Origin of the sequence: uncultured Ruminococcus sp. (genome assembly GCF_947301925.1) — a bacterium.
Classification (GTDB): Bacteria; Bacillota; Clostridia; order Oscillospirales; family Ruminococcaceae; genus Ruminococcus.
In genome coordinates this window covers 14,230-30,512 of sequence record NZ_CAMYUE010000014.1, presented here as the reverse complement: position 1 = coordinate 30,512, position 16,283 = coordinate 14,230, and the positions used below count along the sequence as shown (strand labels likewise).

General features: G+C 52.2%; 15 protein-coding genes. 6 read left to right on the top strand and 9 right to left on the bottom strand.

What is annotated here, in order from left to right:
• Position 1: 1 nt before the first annotated feature.
• From Q0Y65_RS12865 to Q0Y65_RS12825, 9 genes are all read right to left on the bottom strand, one after another.
• Entirely contained in the window at positions 2-883 is an 882-nt protein-coding gene (locus tag Q0Y65_RS12865) for an expansin EXLX1 family cellulose-binding protein (RefSeq protein WP_297960495.1), read from the bottom strand.
• 117 nt (positions 884-1,000) lie between these two features.
• On the bottom strand, positions 1,001-2,038 hold the full coding sequence (gene purM, locus Q0Y65_RS12860) for a phosphoribosylformylglycinamidine cyclo-ligase (protein ID WP_297960492.1): 1,038 nt from the start codon (positions 2,036-2,038) through the stop codon (positions 1,001-1,003).
• A gap of 59 nt (positions 2,039-2,097) precedes the next feature.
• Positions 2,098-3,522, bottom strand: a complete 1,425-nt coding sequence (locus tag Q0Y65_RS12855) for an amidophosphoribosyltransferase (protein WP_297960489.1) — start codon at positions 3,520-3,522, stop codon at positions 2,098-2,100.
• 3 nt (positions 3,523-3,525) lie between these two features.
• Positions 3,526-4,245: a phosphoribosylaminoimidazolesuccinocarboxamide synthase gene (purC, locus tag Q0Y65_RS12850; protein ID WP_297960486.1), complete on the bottom strand. Its 720-nt coding sequence runs from the start codon at positions 4,243-4,245 to the stop codon at positions 3,526-3,528.
• 93 nt (positions 4,246-4,338) lie between these two features.
• Positions 4,339-4,548 carry a DUF6440 family protein gene (locus Q0Y65_RS12845; protein ID WP_297960484.1) on the bottom strand — a complete coding sequence of 70 codons (210 nt, stop codon included), beginning with the start codon at positions 4,546-4,548 and terminating at the stop codon, positions 4,339-4,341.
• Between the two features lie 20 nt (positions 4,549-4,568).
• On the bottom strand, positions 4,569-5,219 hold the full coding sequence (locus Q0Y65_RS12840; protein ID WP_297960481.1) for an HAD hydrolase-like protein: 651 nt from the start codon (positions 5,217-5,219) through the stop codon (positions 4,569-4,571).
• 2 nt (positions 5,220-5,221) lie between these two features.
• Complete coding sequence (purE, locus tag Q0Y65_RS12835) at positions 5,222-5,722, bottom strand: 5-(carboxyamino)imidazole ribonucleotide mutase (protein WP_297960478.1); 501 nt, start codon at positions 5,720-5,722, stop codon at positions 5,222-5,224.
• Between the two features lie 60 nt (positions 5,723-5,782).
• On the bottom strand, positions 5,783-6,865 hold the full coding sequence (locus tag Q0Y65_RS12830; protein WP_297960475.1) for a hypothetical protein: 1,083 nt from the start codon (positions 6,863-6,865) through the stop codon (positions 5,783-5,785).
• Positions 6,866-6,884: 19 nt separating this feature from the next.
• Entirely contained in the window at positions 6,885-7,889 is a 1,005-nt protein-coding gene (locus tag Q0Y65_RS12825) for a glycosyltransferase (RefSeq protein WP_297960472.1), read from the bottom strand.
• Between the two features lie 534 nt (positions 7,890-8,423).
• Here Q0Y65_RS12825 and Q0Y65_RS12820 point away from each other — a divergent pair.
• From Q0Y65_RS12820 to uvrC, 6 genes are all read left to right on the top strand, one after another.
• Positions 8,424-10,778 (top strand): hypothetical protein, encoded by a 2,355-nt coding sequence (locus tag Q0Y65_RS12820; protein ID WP_297960469.1) that lies wholly within the window; start codon positions 8,424-8,426, stop codon positions 10,776-10,778.
• Between the two features lie 33 nt (positions 10,779-10,811).
• Positions 10,812-11,906: a tetratricopeptide repeat protein gene (locus Q0Y65_RS12815; RefSeq protein WP_297960466.1), complete on the top strand. Its 1,095-nt coding sequence runs from the start codon at positions 10,812-10,814 to the stop codon at positions 11,904-11,906.
• 107 nt (positions 11,907-12,013) lie between these two features.
• A complete protein-coding gene (locus tag Q0Y65_RS12810; RefSeq protein WP_297960463.1) occupies positions 12,014-12,199 on the top strand; it encodes a hypothetical protein in 186 nt (61 codons plus the stop codon).
• Between the two features lie 203 nt (positions 12,200-12,402).
• Complete coding sequence (locus Q0Y65_RS12805) at positions 12,403-13,458, top strand: LacI family DNA-binding transcriptional regulator (RefSeq protein ID WP_297960460.1); 1,056 nt, start codon at positions 12,403-12,405, stop codon at positions 13,456-13,458.
• Positions 13,448-13,990: a DUF5662 family protein gene (locus Q0Y65_RS12800; protein ID WP_297960457.1), complete on the top strand. Its 543-nt coding sequence runs from the start codon at positions 13,448-13,450 to the stop codon at positions 13,988-13,990. The genes Q0Y65_RS12805 and Q0Y65_RS12800 overlap by 11 nt, the downstream gene beginning before the upstream one ends.
• A 67-nt stretch (positions 13,991-14,057) precedes the next feature.
• Positions 14,058-15,899 (top strand): excinuclease ABC subunit UvrC, encoded by a 1,842-nt coding sequence (uvrC, locus tag Q0Y65_RS12795; RefSeq protein WP_363293562.1) that lies wholly within the window; start codon positions 14,058-14,060, stop codon positions 15,897-15,899.
• The last annotated feature ends 384 nt before the right edge of the window (positions 15,900-16,283 follow it).

The window sequence follows — 16,283 nt, the reverse complement described above, 5'->3', positions numbered from 1 at the left end:
ATTATTCGGGGAACTGGACATGGCCCTGTATGATAACGGTATCGTCATAGGAGAGGGGGATGTCCCTGTCCACTACCACCTGTCCGTAGATATCGGTGATACGGAAGGTAAAAGGTCCCTTGCCCATATCACGGGATTCAAAGTAATTGTACGGACGGCGGGGGATCTCCACGAAGTCGCCGTTTTCGTCAAGGTATTCCAGCTTTGTTATGGGGTAGCGGTGGTTGCGGACCTGAACTCCGCACCAGAATTCCGTGCTGCCCTCTTTGTATTTGAATGATATGGGAGCGTCCTCCGCGGTATCCAGGGGAATTATCTTCCAGCTGACAGGCACTCTGCCCTTCTCAACGGGAGCGATAAGGGGAAAGGCGTCAGTATAGAGGTCAAGGTCGCCCTTTTTGCCCTCGGGGAGCTCGTCTGTCACCAGCATCTTTATAGTGCCCAGCTCGCCTGTTACCTCCAGATAGGCTCCTGCAAGCTGTGCCTCGTTGTAGTCTGCGTGGTTCATTGCGACTATCCAGTAGTCACGGGATACAGGATCCAGCATAGCGTGGCCGCCCGTATATCCGCCGCCGTAGAAGGTGCCTTCGCCTGTGTGCACAGTGCCCTTGGGCTCCAGTATACAGCTCTCGTCTATGGGATAGTCGGGTATCTCGAATTCGGCGGGGACCTTTCCGTTGACGCCCAGCAGAAACTTTTGCAGAGCATTGAGTTCGGCGCGTGATATCCCGGTATTTTTCCTTGCGGCTATCATATCGAAGCAGTCCACCGTGCCGTCGGAATTATAGTCCATGCCGATATTCCCGGCAGCGCCGCCGTACAGCGGAAGAGCTGAAAGGGCAGCGCAAAGGGCAGCGATCGCTGCCGTTCTGCGTATTTTCATAAACATCACCGTCTTTGTAGAATCACCGTATCCCTTTTACCCCTTGTTTGTAAGCAGATTGGAGGTGCGGATAGTTCTGCGGCTGCTGCTATGATGAAAAGTGCTTATATAAATGTATCAGCAGATGATAACGCCTTCCTCCGACTCAACAAGCTCGCCGAGAACGTAAGCGTCCTCGCCTGCGGCCTTGATGGCTGCGATGGCCTTGTCTGCGTCGTTCTTGTCAACGGATACTACCATGCCGACACCCATGTTGAAGGTATTGAACATATCTCTCTCGGGGATATCGCCTGTTCTGCGGATAAGGTCGAAGATGGGGAGCACCTGAACGGCGTTCCTCTCGATCTTTGCAGCAAGGTTCCCGGGGAGAGAGCGGGGGATATTCTCATAGAAGCCGCCGCCTGTGATGTGCGATATGGACTTTACCTTTACAGCGTCGAGAAGGCTCATTACGGCCTTTACATAGATGCGTGTGGGAGTGAGGAGACACTCGCCCAGGGTAGTGCCCAGGTCGTCGAAGTGCATGGAGAGGTTCTGCTCGTTTACGTCGAACACTCTTCTTACCAGTGAGAAGCCGTTGGAGTGTACGCCGCTTGACTTGATTGCGATGAGAACGTCGCCTGCCTTCTGTGTATCGGGGCGGAGGATCTTGTCCTTATCCACAACGCCTACAGAGAAGCCTGCAAGGTCGTACTCGTCCTCGGGCATAAGACCCGGGTGCTCTGCGGTCTCGCCGCCGATGAGAGCGCACTCAGCCTGAACGCAGCCCTCTGCAACGCCTGAAACGATAGTTGCTATCTTCTCGGGGAAATTCTTTCCGCAGGCGATATAATCAAGGAAGAACTGGGGCTTTGCGCCGCAGCAGATGATATCGTTTACGCACATGGCAACGCAGTCGATACCTACCGTATCGTGCTTGTCCATGATGAAAGCCAGCTTTATCTTGGTGCCGACGCCGTCGGTGCCCGAAACGAGGACGGGCTTCTGTATGCCTGTCATATCCAGCTCAAAGAGACCGCCGAAGCCGCCTATGCCGGAGAGAGCGCCCTTTATCATGGTGCGGGCGATATGCTCCTTCATGAGCTCCACAGACTTGTAGCCTGCGGTAACATCAACACCGGCCTTCTTGTAGCTTTCGGAAAAACTGTTGTTCATAATGAAATCCTCCATAGTTGTTTGTCTCCCTGCCGCAGGCAGGGAGACAGCGTATATGTTTATTCTTTGCCGTTCCAGCAGTAGGTGCAGAGTCCGCAGCTGTCAAGGCCCACGGCCTTTTCCGTACCCTCAAGGGTCTGGAATTCAAGGGAGGTGAGGCGGAGCCTCTTGCAGATCTCGTCTCTGAGCCTGCGGCCTCTCTCTGTTGCGGAATTGCTGTATTCCTCGATATGTCTTACGCCGACAGGTCCCTCGAATTCGTCGATTATCTGTCTTGCGATGAGCTCCATCTCGGATGTGCTGCGCGAGAAGTTGAGGTACTTGCAGCCGTACATGATGGGAGGACAGGCAGAGCGCATATGGACTTCCTTTGCGCCGTGCTCATAGAGGAACTCCACGGTCTCTCTCATCTGTGTGCCTCTTACGATACTGTCGTCCACGAAGAGGAGCTTCTTTCCGTTTATAAGGTCATGAACGGGTATGAGCTTCATCTTTGCCACCTGATTTCTCATGCTCTGGTTGGTGGGCATGAAGCTTCTGGGCCATGTGGGGGTATACTTTATGAAAGGTCTTGCGAAGGGTATACCGCTCCTGTTGGCATAGCCGATAGCGTGGGGGGTACCCGAATCGGGAACGCCGCAGATGTAGTCCACATCGGGGAGCCTGCCGTTCTTGATGTCGTTCTCTGCCATTATCTCGCCGTTGCGTGTACGCATTACCTCGACATTGACGCCCTCGTATACCGCATTGGGGTAGCCGTAGTATGTCCAGAGGAAGGTGCAGATCTTCATCTTTGAGGGATCGCCCTTGTCCAGCACCTTACATTCGTCGGCGGTGAGCTCCACGATCTCGCCTGCCTCAAGCTCCCTGAAGGTGGCGTAACCCAGCTTCTGGAATGCGAAGGACTCTGTGGAGAGGCAGAAGCCGTCGCTTCTCCTGCCTATGATTATAGGAAGTCTGCCGAACTTGTCCCTTGCGGCTATGATGCTTTCCTTGGTGAGTATGATAAGGGACATGGTTCCCTCTATCTTTTCCTGTGCATAGCGGATACCGTCCACGAAGCTGTCCTTCTGTGCGATAAGAGCGCCGATGAGGTCACCTGAGTTTATATTGCCGCTGCTCATTGACTCAAAGTTGGCGCAGCCCTGTTCAAGGAGCTCGTTGACAAGAGCGTCAGCGTTGCGGATTATGCCTACGGAGCATACCGCATATATGCCCAGCTTTGAGCGCACCAGTATAGGCTGAGGGTCTGTATCGCTGATACAGCCGATACAGAGCTTGCCTCTCATATTGACAACATCGTTCTCGAACTTTGTACGGAAGGGAGAATTCTCGATGCTGTGGATATTTCTCTGAAATCCGTTCTCCTCGGACCATGAGGTCATACCGCCTCTTCTGGTGCCGAGATGCGAATGATAGTCTGTTCCGAAAAATACGTCGGTAACGCAGTCATTTTTAGAGGCTGCACCAAAAAAACCGCCCATATATTACTCTCCCATAAGTCTCTTCATGATTTCCTGATAAGCTTCTTCTACGCCGCCCATATCTCTGCGGAAGCGGTCCTTGTCCAGCTTCTCGTGAGTTGTGGAATCCCAGAAGCGGCAGGTGTCGGGAGAGATCTCGTCAGCCAGGATGATAGTGCCGTCGGAGGTCTTGCCGAACTCGATCTTGAAGTCGATGAGGTCGATGTTGAGTCCCTTGAAGAACTTCACCATGAACTCGTTTACCTTGAAGGCATACTTTGCGATGGTGTCCAGCTCTTCCTTTGTAGCGATGCCGAGAGCCAGAGCGTAGTAATCGTTGATGAAGGGATCGCCAAGATCGTCGTTCTTGTAGCTGAATTCAAGGATAGGACAGAGGAGCTGCTTGCCTTCCTCTACGCCCATTCTCTTTGAGAAGCTGCCTGCTGCCACATTTCTGATGATAACCTCAAGGGGAACGATGGAGACCTTCTTGACAATAGTCTCGCGGTCGCTGATCTCCTCTACGAGATGAGTGGGAACGCCTTCCTTTTCGAGCATCTTGAACATGAAGTTTGTCATCTTGTTGTTGATGACGCCCTTGCCTGCGATAGTGCCCTTCTTTTCACCGTTGAACGCAGTTGCGTCGTCCTTGTAATCAACGATCACAAGGTCGGGATCGTTTGTGGCATAGACCTTCTTGGCCTTGCCCTCATAGAGCTGTTCCTTCTTTTCGATGTTTTCCATTTTAAAATTCCTCCTTGAGATATATAAATGATTATATATGCAATCCCGCAGCATTGCGGAAATTGTAGGCTGTGCCGCTGTGTTTGGTGCGTATCACCTGTAGGCGGGATCCACATAGGGCCTGCCGTCCTTATCCAGCATGGGGGTGATACGGGTGCCGCCGTAATAGGAATGTGTGGAAGTGTAGCATACGCCCGTCATTCTGTCCATAAGAACGTCGTATCTTACATTGTTTATGACCTGTGATGATATGAGCCTGAAGCGCTTGGGCTTCTCGGGTTTTTCGTCCTTGTTTCCGAACATGATGTCTTCCTCCTGTATTGTTATTCCTTCAGCAGCATATCTGCCGCTTCCCGGGGCGTCTGCGCGATGAAGTCAGCGCCCGCCTCCGTCAGCTCCTCTGCCGAGCCGAAGCCCCAGAGTATGCCCATACATTCTATGCCTGTACTGTGAGCGCCGTCAACGTCCTGCCGGCGGTCGCCGATCATGAGCACTCTGCTCCTGTCGGCAGCGTCTGCCCTTGCGAGGACGTATTCTATGACTTCGTCCTTGTTGTTGCGGGTGCCGTTGATGTCGGCTCCGCCCACTATTTCAAAGAACTGTGAAAGGCCGAATCTGTCGAATATGCGCACTGCGTAAACCTCGGGCTTGCTTGTGGCCACCATGAGCCGCTTGCCGCTCTTTTTCAGCCTGTCCAGCATTTCTGGGATACCCTCGTAAACGCGGTTTTCAAATAGTCCCGTGACGGAGTACCTCTCGCGGAATATCCTTACCGCCTCCTGCACCTGCTCCCCGTTCATGCCGCAGAACTCCGCGAAGGAGAAATACAGCGGCGGACCGAGAAATCTGTTGGTATCCTCGGGATATTCAAAGCCCATACGCTCCAGGGCGTATCTCAGGCAGTTCAGTATTCCCTCGGTGGAGTCGGTAAGAGTACCGTCAAGATCAAATAAAAGAATGTCCTTGTCTCTCATTATCAGAGAGCGGCGATCTGCTCCTGAAGAGCCTTGTCCTTGGCGATAACGCCCTCGGCCATAGCCTTCTTCTCGGCAGCCAGCTTTGCGGCCAGCTCCTCATCGGCTATAGCAAGCATCTGTACTGCCAGAACGGCTGCGTTCTTTGCGCCGTCGATACCAACTGTAGCCACAGGCACTCCGGGAGGCATCATTACTGTTGCCAGAAGGGCGTCGACGCCCTCGAGAGCCTTGGACTTCATGGGGATACCGATAACGGGCAGGGTGGTGTGGCCTGCCACAACGCCTGCAAGGTGAGCGGCCATGCCTGCCGCGCAGATGATGGCGCCGAAGCCGTTTTCTCTGGCGTTTGCGGCAAATTCGCAGGCCTCTGCGGGAGTTCTGTGTGCGCTCATAACACGGCACTCGAACTCAACGCCGTACTTTCTGAGCTCTGTGAGAGCTGATTTCACAACAGGGAAGTCGCTGTCGCTTCCCATGATAACTGCAACTTTCTTGGACATTGTAATTTCTCCTTTATATATGGCCTGCGGCAGAGATCTCCTCAGGCTGTGATATCATTGTCAGTGCTCCTGATCGTGCTTTGCGGGCGCTGTTGTGGTCTGCTGGCCGGGTTCGGGAGCGGGATAATCGGGCTTATCGGGGACGAACATTCCCGAGACCGCCTTCAGGTCGCCTGCGGAGGTGCCTGAGAATTCCACGACAGCCTTGTAGCCGCCGCGGAGACGCTTTGTCTTGTTGGCCTCGTTCCTGTAGGTCAGGGCGGTATAGGCCGTTACCGATACCGCATAGTGTGGTATGGTATCGTCGGTGTTTACCGAATATATCGAGATATCCGAGATGCCCGTGAGCTTTTTCGATGTTATGGAGTGCTCCTCGGGGAAAAGTGTGAGGAACACTGCGGACGGGGCGGCGATTATAGCCGAGCGCACGTCGCTGTCGCCTGTATAGGCATATTCAAGGTACTGTCTCATGGACTGCTCCATCTGCTCCAGCATGGGGACGGAGAGCTTTGAGAGCAGCACTCTGCTGGTCAGGTCAAGGGTATAGGCGTTGTTCATGACGTTTCCGTCTATGGAGGCGTGCTTGAACAGCGTACCGCTGTCGGTGACGGAATAGGTGTATGTTCCGTGTCCCGATGTGACCTCGATATCGTTCTCGTCCACCTTGCAGCTGTCCCATGATCGTGAGAACAGGGGAGCCAGTCTGCTGTTATATACCACAACCTGGTTGCTGTCGGCGGTATGGCCGAGATAGATCAGGTGATCTCCCGCCTTCACGGTATCGAAGGACGAATACACAAGGGGCACGGTGATGTTGCCGTCGTAGTCTATGCAGCAATAGAGCTTCTTGCCGTGGACGCGCTTTGAAGCCTTGCACATATCCCCGTCAATGAATTCCAGGCTCTCCCATTCGGGGGAGACCATGACTCTGTCGCTGATGTCCACTATGCCGAAGAGCTGCGAGGAATCGCGGAAGATACGGTTGCCTTTGCTGTCGGCGTTCAGTCTGCTTTCGATGGCAGGGGCGGTGCCTCCGCCTCCGCTGTTCTTCTCGGTGCCCGAATAAAACCTTGTTATTGCCACCGCAAGGACTATAATGACTATGAAAAGTACGGAGACCGCAAGTCTCATGTGCTTATTCAATGTCTCCGCACCTCCCCGGTCACTTCTTGTCGTTTTCGGCGGAGGGCTGCTGCTTTGCTTCAGCCTTGCGCTGACGGTAAATGTCCTCTGTTTCCTTGGTTATGTAAATGGGACGGTTCTTCGTCTCAAGGTACGTCTTTGACAGGTACTGGCCCACTATGCCTACGCTGAACAGCTGAAGTCCGCTGAACAGGAATATGAGACACAGCAGTGTGGGATAGCCGTCGGGGGCGTCAAGCCAGCCGAATATCGAACGTATAATCGTTATCACAATAAGTACGAAGGCAATGAAGCAGGTGATTATTCCCAGCAGCGAGGCGATAGCCAGCGGAGCTGTGGAGAATGCCATGATGCCTTCGAGAGAATACTTGAACAGTCCCCAGAACGACCATGAGGAGGTGCCTGCGGGGCGCTCCACGTTCTCGTATTCGATATATCTGGTGTTGAAGCCTACCCAGCTGAATATGCCCTTGGAGAATCTGTTGTATTCCGACATATCCAGTATGGCGTCCACCATCTGACGGGTCATGAAGCGGAAGTCCTGAGCGCCGTCAACGATCTCGGTCTGTGAGATCCTGTTCATTATCCTGTAGAACAGCCTTGCGAACCATGAGCGGATCTTTGATTCGCCCTTGCGGCTGACGCGGCGCGTGGTGGCGCAGTCGTATTCGCCGTCTCTCACATAGCTGTACATCTCGGGCAGGAATGACGGGGGATGCTGAAGGTCTGCGTCCATGACCACCACGAAGTCGCCCTTGGCGTTCTTCAGGCCTGCGTACATACCCGACTCCTTGCCGAAATTCCTTGAGAACGATATATACCTTACGCGCTGATCCTTGTCTGCAAGGGAGCGCAGGATATCAAGAGTAGTGTCCTTTGAACCGTCGTTCACGAACAGGTACTCGAAGGTGAGCTCGGGGAAGTCCTTTGACATCTGCCCTGTCACCTTGGTGATCTCCTCATAGAACATGGGGAGCACCTCCTGCTCGTTATAGCACGGAACTACTACAGAAACGAGTTTCACATTTTTTCCTCCTTCAAAGAAGCTGCTGCAGGCTCCTGCCGATAGCTTTCCCGAACCTGCCAATACACTATTAATAATACAACAAAATCGGCGATAATGCAAGAGAAAAATGCAGGTTTTCAGAATTTTTTACGTCTATGTAAAATAATAGCAGTAATGGAGCATGATTTTGTTCTATCTGATAGGGCGGCGGAAAAGGAGGTTTATTGGCCCTGCCGCCTGTTCTCATTTGACATAATTTAACTTAAACAATGTAAGTAGAATTTGACAAAAAAAGCAATAACGATTTGTTATTTTCACCGAAAATTTTAAAAGGGGTATAATTTTTGCGTTCATTTTTTAAGAAAGTGTTGATTTTTTTTGAAGTATCATGTATAATATACTTGTATAGACATTCGCATCAGGAGCTTTGGGACACGGCTCCTCTTTACCGTGTCCGATGATATTCGGAAGCAGATCCTTGCGATTTTGGGAAATCGGCGTTCCGCTGCCGTAAAGCGGAGACTGCGGCTGTACCGCAGTGGGGAGAGGACTATGGATATAACACTGGTAACGTCTTCGTATGACAAGGTGGTTCACGGCACCGAGAATGAAAAAAAGACAGGCTGCGGAATAAACCTTCTCAGGCCCGAAAATGTAACTCGCTATCACAGGACCTCGATGATGAAGGATCTGAAGGAGATCACCTGTGAGAAGTGCAAGGCAAGTCTGGCTAAAAAGATGATTAAGGCAGACAAGAAGGAAATGGCGCTGCTTCTCAAGGAAGAGAAAAAGCGTGAAAAGATGGGTATGGGAGACGAAGGAATAGTTCCTCTCGGAAATACCACTGCAAAGATCACAAGAGATCCCGATGCAAAGAGAAAAGAAGAAGAGGCAAGGAGAAAGGCGGCCGAGGAAGCAAGAAAGGCCGCTGAGGAAGCAAGAAGGAACGCCGAGGCCTCTGCTCAGGCCAATGAGCAGTCAGCCTACGGATATCAGCCTTCTCAGGCGCCCGAGCCTCCGAAGAATACTATTCCCGGTACGGGAGTAGCAATAGACGACAGTCTTGCGCAGTTCGCTATACCGAAGCCAACCGAGGAGACGGAGACTGCTCCGGCAGCAGAGGACGATTTCCTCGCGCAGTTCGCTATCCAGAAGCCTGCGGAGGAGGCGGAAGCCGCTCCTGCGGCAGCAGCAAGACCCGAGGATGATTTTCTTGCACAGTTCGCTATACCGACGCCTCAGGAGCAGGAGCCTGTTCCGGAGCCTGCGGTACAGCCCCAGACGGAAGAGGACATCATGCAGATGTTCTCCATCAACAACGCCCCCGCACAGGAGCCCGTTTACGGCGAGCCTGTATACGGCCAGCCGGTCTACGGCCAGCCTCCCGTATACGGCGGCGATCAGCAGATGATCGATGCCGACGGCAGCGAGCTTCAGGTGGGAGATCCTGTATATGACGGCGTTGTATTGACAGCAGATGAAGGACAGGAGATCATGCAGGGAAGCGAATGGGATTTCGTTGCAAATCAGCTGTTCAGCCCCGACGGAGTGGTACAGCCTGTTGAGGAGCCCGTTATTGCAGAGCCTGCTCCCGTTTATCCTCAGTATGACGAGAATATGCCCAAGGAAATGGACGAACTGGATATACCTGCTATACAGGATATCGCGGCACCTGTTCTCGACGAGATACCCACAGTTGAGGATATAGCGGCACCTGTTCTCGACGAGATACCCACAGTCGAGGATATCGCGGCACCCGTTCTCGACGAGATACCCACAGTTGAGGATATCGCAGCACCCGTTCTCGACGAGATACCCACAGTCGAGGATATTGCGGCACCCGTTCTCGACGGGATACCCACAGTTGAGGATATCACAGCACCCGTTCTCGATGAGATACCCGCAGTTGAGGATATCGCAGCACCCGTTCTCGACGAGATACCTACAGTTGAGGATATCACAGCACCCGTTCTCGGCGGGATACCTACAGTTGAAAACATCGCGGCGCCCTTGCCGGATGATATTGCGGAACCCATATTTAATGAGCCTTTAATGGCGGAAGAGGAGTTTGATTCAGATATGAGCGATTATAATTATGTTGCACCCGGAAGAAGTGCAGAAGCTAATACAGAGAATACAGAGCAGCCCAAGCAGGCAGCACCTCAGCAGCCCCAGATCATCAAGGTGCCCCAGCTCGCAGGCTACGATTCAAATAACCAGCCTGTTTACAAGTACGTTCAGATGAAGCTTGCAGGCTACGATCAGAAGGGCCAGCCCGTATACGTTCCGTTACAGGCTGCAAAGCCCCAGCAGCAGGCAGCGGCTCCCAAGCCCCAGGCAGCTGCGCAGCCTCAGCAGGCCGCAGCACCCAGACCTCAGGCAGCAGCTCCCGCACAGCAGACAGCAGCACAGGCTCAGAGAGCAGCTGCTGCTCCCGTACAGCCTGCAGCTGTAAAGTCTCCCGTTCCCAAGAGACCTGCTCAGCAGCAGGGCGTTCCGAAGGCAAACATCTCCCAGATCGCTGTAAATCCTCACAGCAAGCAGACTTCACAGGCCTTCATCAACGCTATCTCCGTATCCAAGGAGTATGCTGACAAGAACCTTATCGAGACACAGGGACTCAAGGCAAACAGCCCCATCCTTACCTCTGTAGAGGACGTTCTCTCAACAATGGGCGACGATTCCGCAAAGAGGAAGCAGGCAGTACAGGCTCAGCAGGCAGTGCCCGTATTCGAGGAGTACAAGGCTCCCGCAAGAAATGCGTACAGAGGCGCATCTGCACCGAGACCCCAGCAGCCTATGGAGAAGGACGTCCGCTACATGACAAAGTCCGAGCTCAAGGCTAAGAAAAAGCAGGATAAGATAGAGGCCAAGTTCAGAAAGGAAATGAACAAGAGAGGCTTCTGATCCTATCATTCACAAATGAAATGAGGAGAAATAATGGCAGAAAACAAGATCCTTGAGGAGCTGAGAGCAAAGCTCACCGACTCCCTCGACGAGAACAACGACTTCCTTCGCAAGGAAGCAGAGCGATTTGCAAAGGAGAAGAACGCAGAGGGCGTTGCAGCTGCAACACAGCTGATAGTTGAGATCATGCCCCAGTCCCAGAAGGACGAGGTCGAGAGGCTTACCCACCTGGACGGCAAGCGGCTCGATGAAGTACAGGAAGAGATAGTCAAGCTGATAAACGAGAAGAAGATCAACGCGGCAAAGGACCTTTCAGAGCGCCTTTACAAGAAGATCTTGCTTGATTACAGCGAGGGCGAGAAGGCAAAGTTCGTCTCTCTGAGGAACCCCTTCGAGGACAATCTCTACCAGCTCAGATACAAGACCGACAAGGTGCTCAACCGTACACCCTTTGATTTCGGCACGATGATAACCACCTACGCCTATATACTGGTGGAGACGGGATCGCCCCTTGACGCTATCCCCGTTCTGGAAAAGGCTATGGAGTACAATCCCCTTGACTGCGGCCCGAGATTCGAGCTTGCCGAGGTCTATAAGCTCCTGAAGAACAAGAGGATGCTCATTGAGACCACCAAGGAGACCCTGAAGGTGGCTTCCTCACCTGTGGCTATCGCAAGATGCTACGCGAATGTGGGATATTCGCTGACGGATATGGGCGAGTACGACGACGCGGTTGCATTCCTTACCGCAAGCGTGATCTTTGCACCTCATCCTGCCATACCCTATGAGCTCAGGGATATTGCCGAGCGCAAGGGAAGTCCCATAAAGCAGCCAAGCCGCGATGAGATAATCGAGGTCATGAAGAAGTACGATATAGAGTTCGGCCCCAATGAGGACGTAGTTTCCGTAGCTGCACAGCTCTCCGCAAACTACCTCATGGAGAAGGATATCCCCAATGCTCTCATGGCGCTGAAGATGACATATAATCTCACCCGCGACGAGGAGATAAAGAAGATCATACTCCAATACGATCCCAAAGCAGAGCAGCTGGTACCCAAGCAGGAGCCCGTTGCCGGGGAGGGCAGGCCGGATATCACTCAGACAGTGAACGACAAGCCCGAGGAATAACGCTCATAAGCCATAGTATGTCCCGTTTAAGTGGAGGTACTATGGCTTTTTTGCTGCCATGAATATTATCTTCTTTTAAGCAGATAATAGCTGCGGGAGATGATATCATGAGCAGAAAAAAGCATGAGATACCCGTTCCACGGCCCGAGGATGAGGCGGAGTACATCTGTCCCTCAGCCTCATGGGGAGATATGACGGGACTCATTCCCTATGCCGCCGCGGACAGGAGCTCCTGCGAGGAGCTTTACCCATGTTTTCCCGAATACGGAGACAAAAGTGAAGAAAAGCAATGAAAAGGCGGAGGACAGCTCTCCGCTTTTTGTATTATCAACAATTTGAGAAGCGTGAAATTGGCACTTCTGACAAATTTTGCGGAAAAGCTTTATTTAATACTTAAAGCATGGTATAATAGTTTATGTTAATTTAATTTGTCTTTTTGCTAATAAGGCGATAAAAATAAGCTCCGACGTACACGGAGTAAATGTAGGGGTGGCATATGAAAAACGGTGTAAAAATGCTCGACATCGCCACGAAGCTTGGCGTGAGCGTAGTTACTGTTTCCAATGCTCTTGCGGGACGCGACGGCGTCAGCGAGACCATGAGGAAGAAGATCTGTGAAACAGCAGAGAAAATGGGCTATAAGCCTTCAAATACAAAGAGCGAGAAGAAGCGTCTCGCCATACCGAAAATAAGCAAGAACGTGGGTATACTCACCTCCGAGCGCTTCGTGGGCGCAAGGGGCACATTCTACTGGGAACTCACCGCAGGCATATCCAATCAGCTCTCACAGTTGAATATGTGTACGGTGTACGAGTGCGTAACAGCGGAAAGCGAAAAGAACGGCGTACTGCCAAATATGGTCACAGAGAACAAGATCGACGGCATGATCGTTATCGGACAGATACACAGAAGCTACATAGACTGCCTCAGCAAGCTGACAATGCCGCTGATGTTCGTGGATTTCTACGATAACAGATACAAGATAGACTCCGTTATCTCCGACAGCTTCAACGGAGGATATATGCTCACCGATCATCTGGTATCCAAGGGACACCGCAGGATCGGCTTCTTCGGCACTCTCAACGCCACCAGCAGTATCAACGACCGCTATCTGGGCTATGTTAAGTGCATCATGGAGAACGAGCTGGAGTTCCACATTGAATGGATAATCGGCGACAGAGACGAGAAGGGCATACTCTACGACAAGATATTCTTCCCCGATAATATGCCTACCGCCTTCGTCTGCAACTGCGACGAGACTGCCTTCAGGGTAATATCCGCCCTGAAGTCCAAGGGAGTAAGAGTTCCCGAGGATATCAGCGTTGTGGGCTACGACAATTACACGGTGTCCAGCATATGTATCCCCACCATAACCACCGTGGAGGTGGACCTCAACAAGATGGCGGAGGTCTCCGTGGGCATAATGGCGAAAAAGCTGGCGGATCCTACCTATATGGAGGGCAGACGAATAATCAGCGGAAAGCTTATCGAGAAAGAGAGCGTCCTTGATATAAACGGATGCTACGGAGAGGGACGTCCCAATGCTTATTGAGAATTTTCTGGGACATTTCAGAACTGTGCGTCAGCACAGACATCAGGTGCTCAGGCATTGTATAAAGGCAGGTATCCCATGGAGGGGACTTGTCCATGACCTGTCCAAGTATTCTCCCACGGAGTTCATACCGGGAGTGCTCTACTATCAGGGCAACAGGAGCCCCAACGAGCGTGAACGCGAGGTATCGGGCTATTCCCGTGCGTGGATGCACCATAAGGGGCGCAATCGTCACCACTTTGAATACTGGACGGACTACGATCCCGTGACAAAGAGGCTGGAGCCCGTGAAAATGCCTGATATCTTCATATTCGAGATGTTCTGCGACCGCGTGGCAGCCTCCAAGATATACAACAAGGAGAACTACAGGGACAATATGCCTCTGGACTACTTTCTCCGCGCAAAACACAAGCGTATAATCGAAAAGACCACCGCCGCAAAGCTGGAATTCCTGCTGACCATGCTCCGCGACAAGGGCGAGGACGCAGTATTCGCATATATCCGCAGGCAGGTGAGAAAAAACAGGAAATAACGGCGTCGAGCCGTGGAGGCGCCTTCGGGCGCCTTTATCAGTCTGTAGAGAAAAAGAGATGCCGAATATGGCACGAGAGGTGAATATGAACCCGAGATTACCGTATCTGCGTGAAAAGACCGCAAAGCTGACCGCCTCCCCGGGAGTATACATCATGCGGAGGAAGGACAGCTCCATAATATACATCGGCAAGGCCAAGAACCTGCACAACCGCGTAAGCAGCTATTTCCGCGAGAATCCCGACCACACGCCCAAGGTGGCTGCGATGGTGTCCAATGTGTACGACTATGATTTCATAGTCACGGACAGCGAGTTCGAGGCTCTGCTGTTGGAATGCAGCCTTATCAAGCAGCACAAGCCCAAGTACAATATCCTGCTGAAGGACGACAAGGGCTATTACTATATCCGCATTTCCGACGAGGAGTACCCCCGCATCACCCACGAGAAGAATACCAAACAGAGCGGCCGCTATCTGGGCCCCTATACCAGCAGCTTTATCACCAGAGAGGCCGTTGACGAGGCCAACCGCGTGTTCATGCTGCCCACCTGTCACAGGAAGTTCCCTCAGGATATCGGCAAGGGACGCCCCTGCCTCAACTATCACATAAAGCAGTGCATGGGTGTCTGCCGCGGAAGAATAGACGCTGAGGAATACAGAGGCATAGTGGAGCAGGCTGTGGACTTCATAAAGAGCGGCAGCGCACGCTCCGTTGAGCGTATGGAAGCGGAGATGCTTCAGGCGGCCGAGGAGCTGGATTTCGAGAAGGCGGCCATGCTCCGCGACAGGATAAACGCCGTAAAGAAGGCCTCCGAGAAGCAGAAGATGATAAACAGCGGAGTGGATTCCGCAGACGTTGTCGGCATAGCGGAATACAGCGGCGGACTGTGTATCTCAGTGCTTATGTACCGCGAGAAAAGGCTCTTTGACAAGGCGGTGTTCGAGTTTCCCCTTCCCGACGGCGAGGAGGATATGCTCAGCTGCTTCATGACCCAGTTCTACTACAAAAAGCCCGATATACCAAAGACTGTCATAATCGACCATATGCCTGCCGAAAGCGATATCCTCACGGAAATGATGGAGGAGCAGGCGCAACATAAGGTGAAGCTCCACGTTCCTCAGAAGGGTCAGCAGATGGAGCTGCTGAGACTTGCGAAGAACAACAGCGCCGAGTATATCGCCATAAAGAACGACCGCACGGGCAGGGAGGTTATAGCTCTGGAGCAGCTTGGACGCAGTTTGGGACTGTCCAGACCGCCGCGCTATATCGAGGCCTATGACATATCCAACCTGTCGTCGGAGTCCATGGTGGCTGGAATGGTGGTGTTCGAGGACGGCAGGCCGCTGAAAAAGGCCTACAAGCGCTTCACCGTCAAGGAGCAGGAGCTCCAGAACGACTACGGAAGTATGCGCGAGGTGCTGAAAAGGCGACTGATGCACATAGTCACAGGGGAGGGGGACGAGTATTTCACAAGGACTCCTGACCTGATACTCCTTGACGGAGGAAAGGGCCATGTGAACGCAGTAGCGCCTCTGCTGAGAGAGCTGGGGCTGGATATCCCGCTGTTCGGCATGGTCAAGGACGACAAGCACCGCACCCGTGCCATAGCCACAGGGGGCAGGGAGATACAGATCAACGAGCTGAGGCAGGTATTCGACCTGGTTACGAGGATACAGGACGAGGTACACAGATATTCCGTAAGCTTCATGCACTCAAAGCACAAGAAAAAGACATACAGCTCCGAGCTTCTTTCCGTCCGGGGGATAGGAGAGAAGAAGGCTGCGAAGCTGTTCATGAAGTATAAGACAATAGCAAACCTGCGCAGGGCAACTCCCGGGGAGCTTGCTGTGACCGCAGGAGTGGGGAACGATACAGCCGAGGAGCTCTGGCGTGTGATACAGGAGATGTAGAGCTGTATCATAAATCACATTAAAGAAATATATATATTATAATAGTATACGGAGGCAGGACGCTGATATCGGGGCATTGTTAGTAAAAAATATAAACTTGTCCACAAGTTTCATAAGCCGTAAGGGTGCATAAGGCCGTTCTTTTAATGGGATAACGGGCAAAATAACTAAATTGCAGTTAAGCAAATTGCCGCAGTTTACAATTCTGTAAAAAAAAGATGAAAAATAGGGCTTTTATGTTGCAATTTAAAAGCGAGTGTGTTATAATTATTGTGGAAGTTTAACAATGTTTGGTATCGGTGTGCTAATACCTCATGTTGTGCTGCCTTCAAACGTTTTATTTTGTAGAAAATAGGCCGTTTAAAAAAGTCAATATTACCGCTC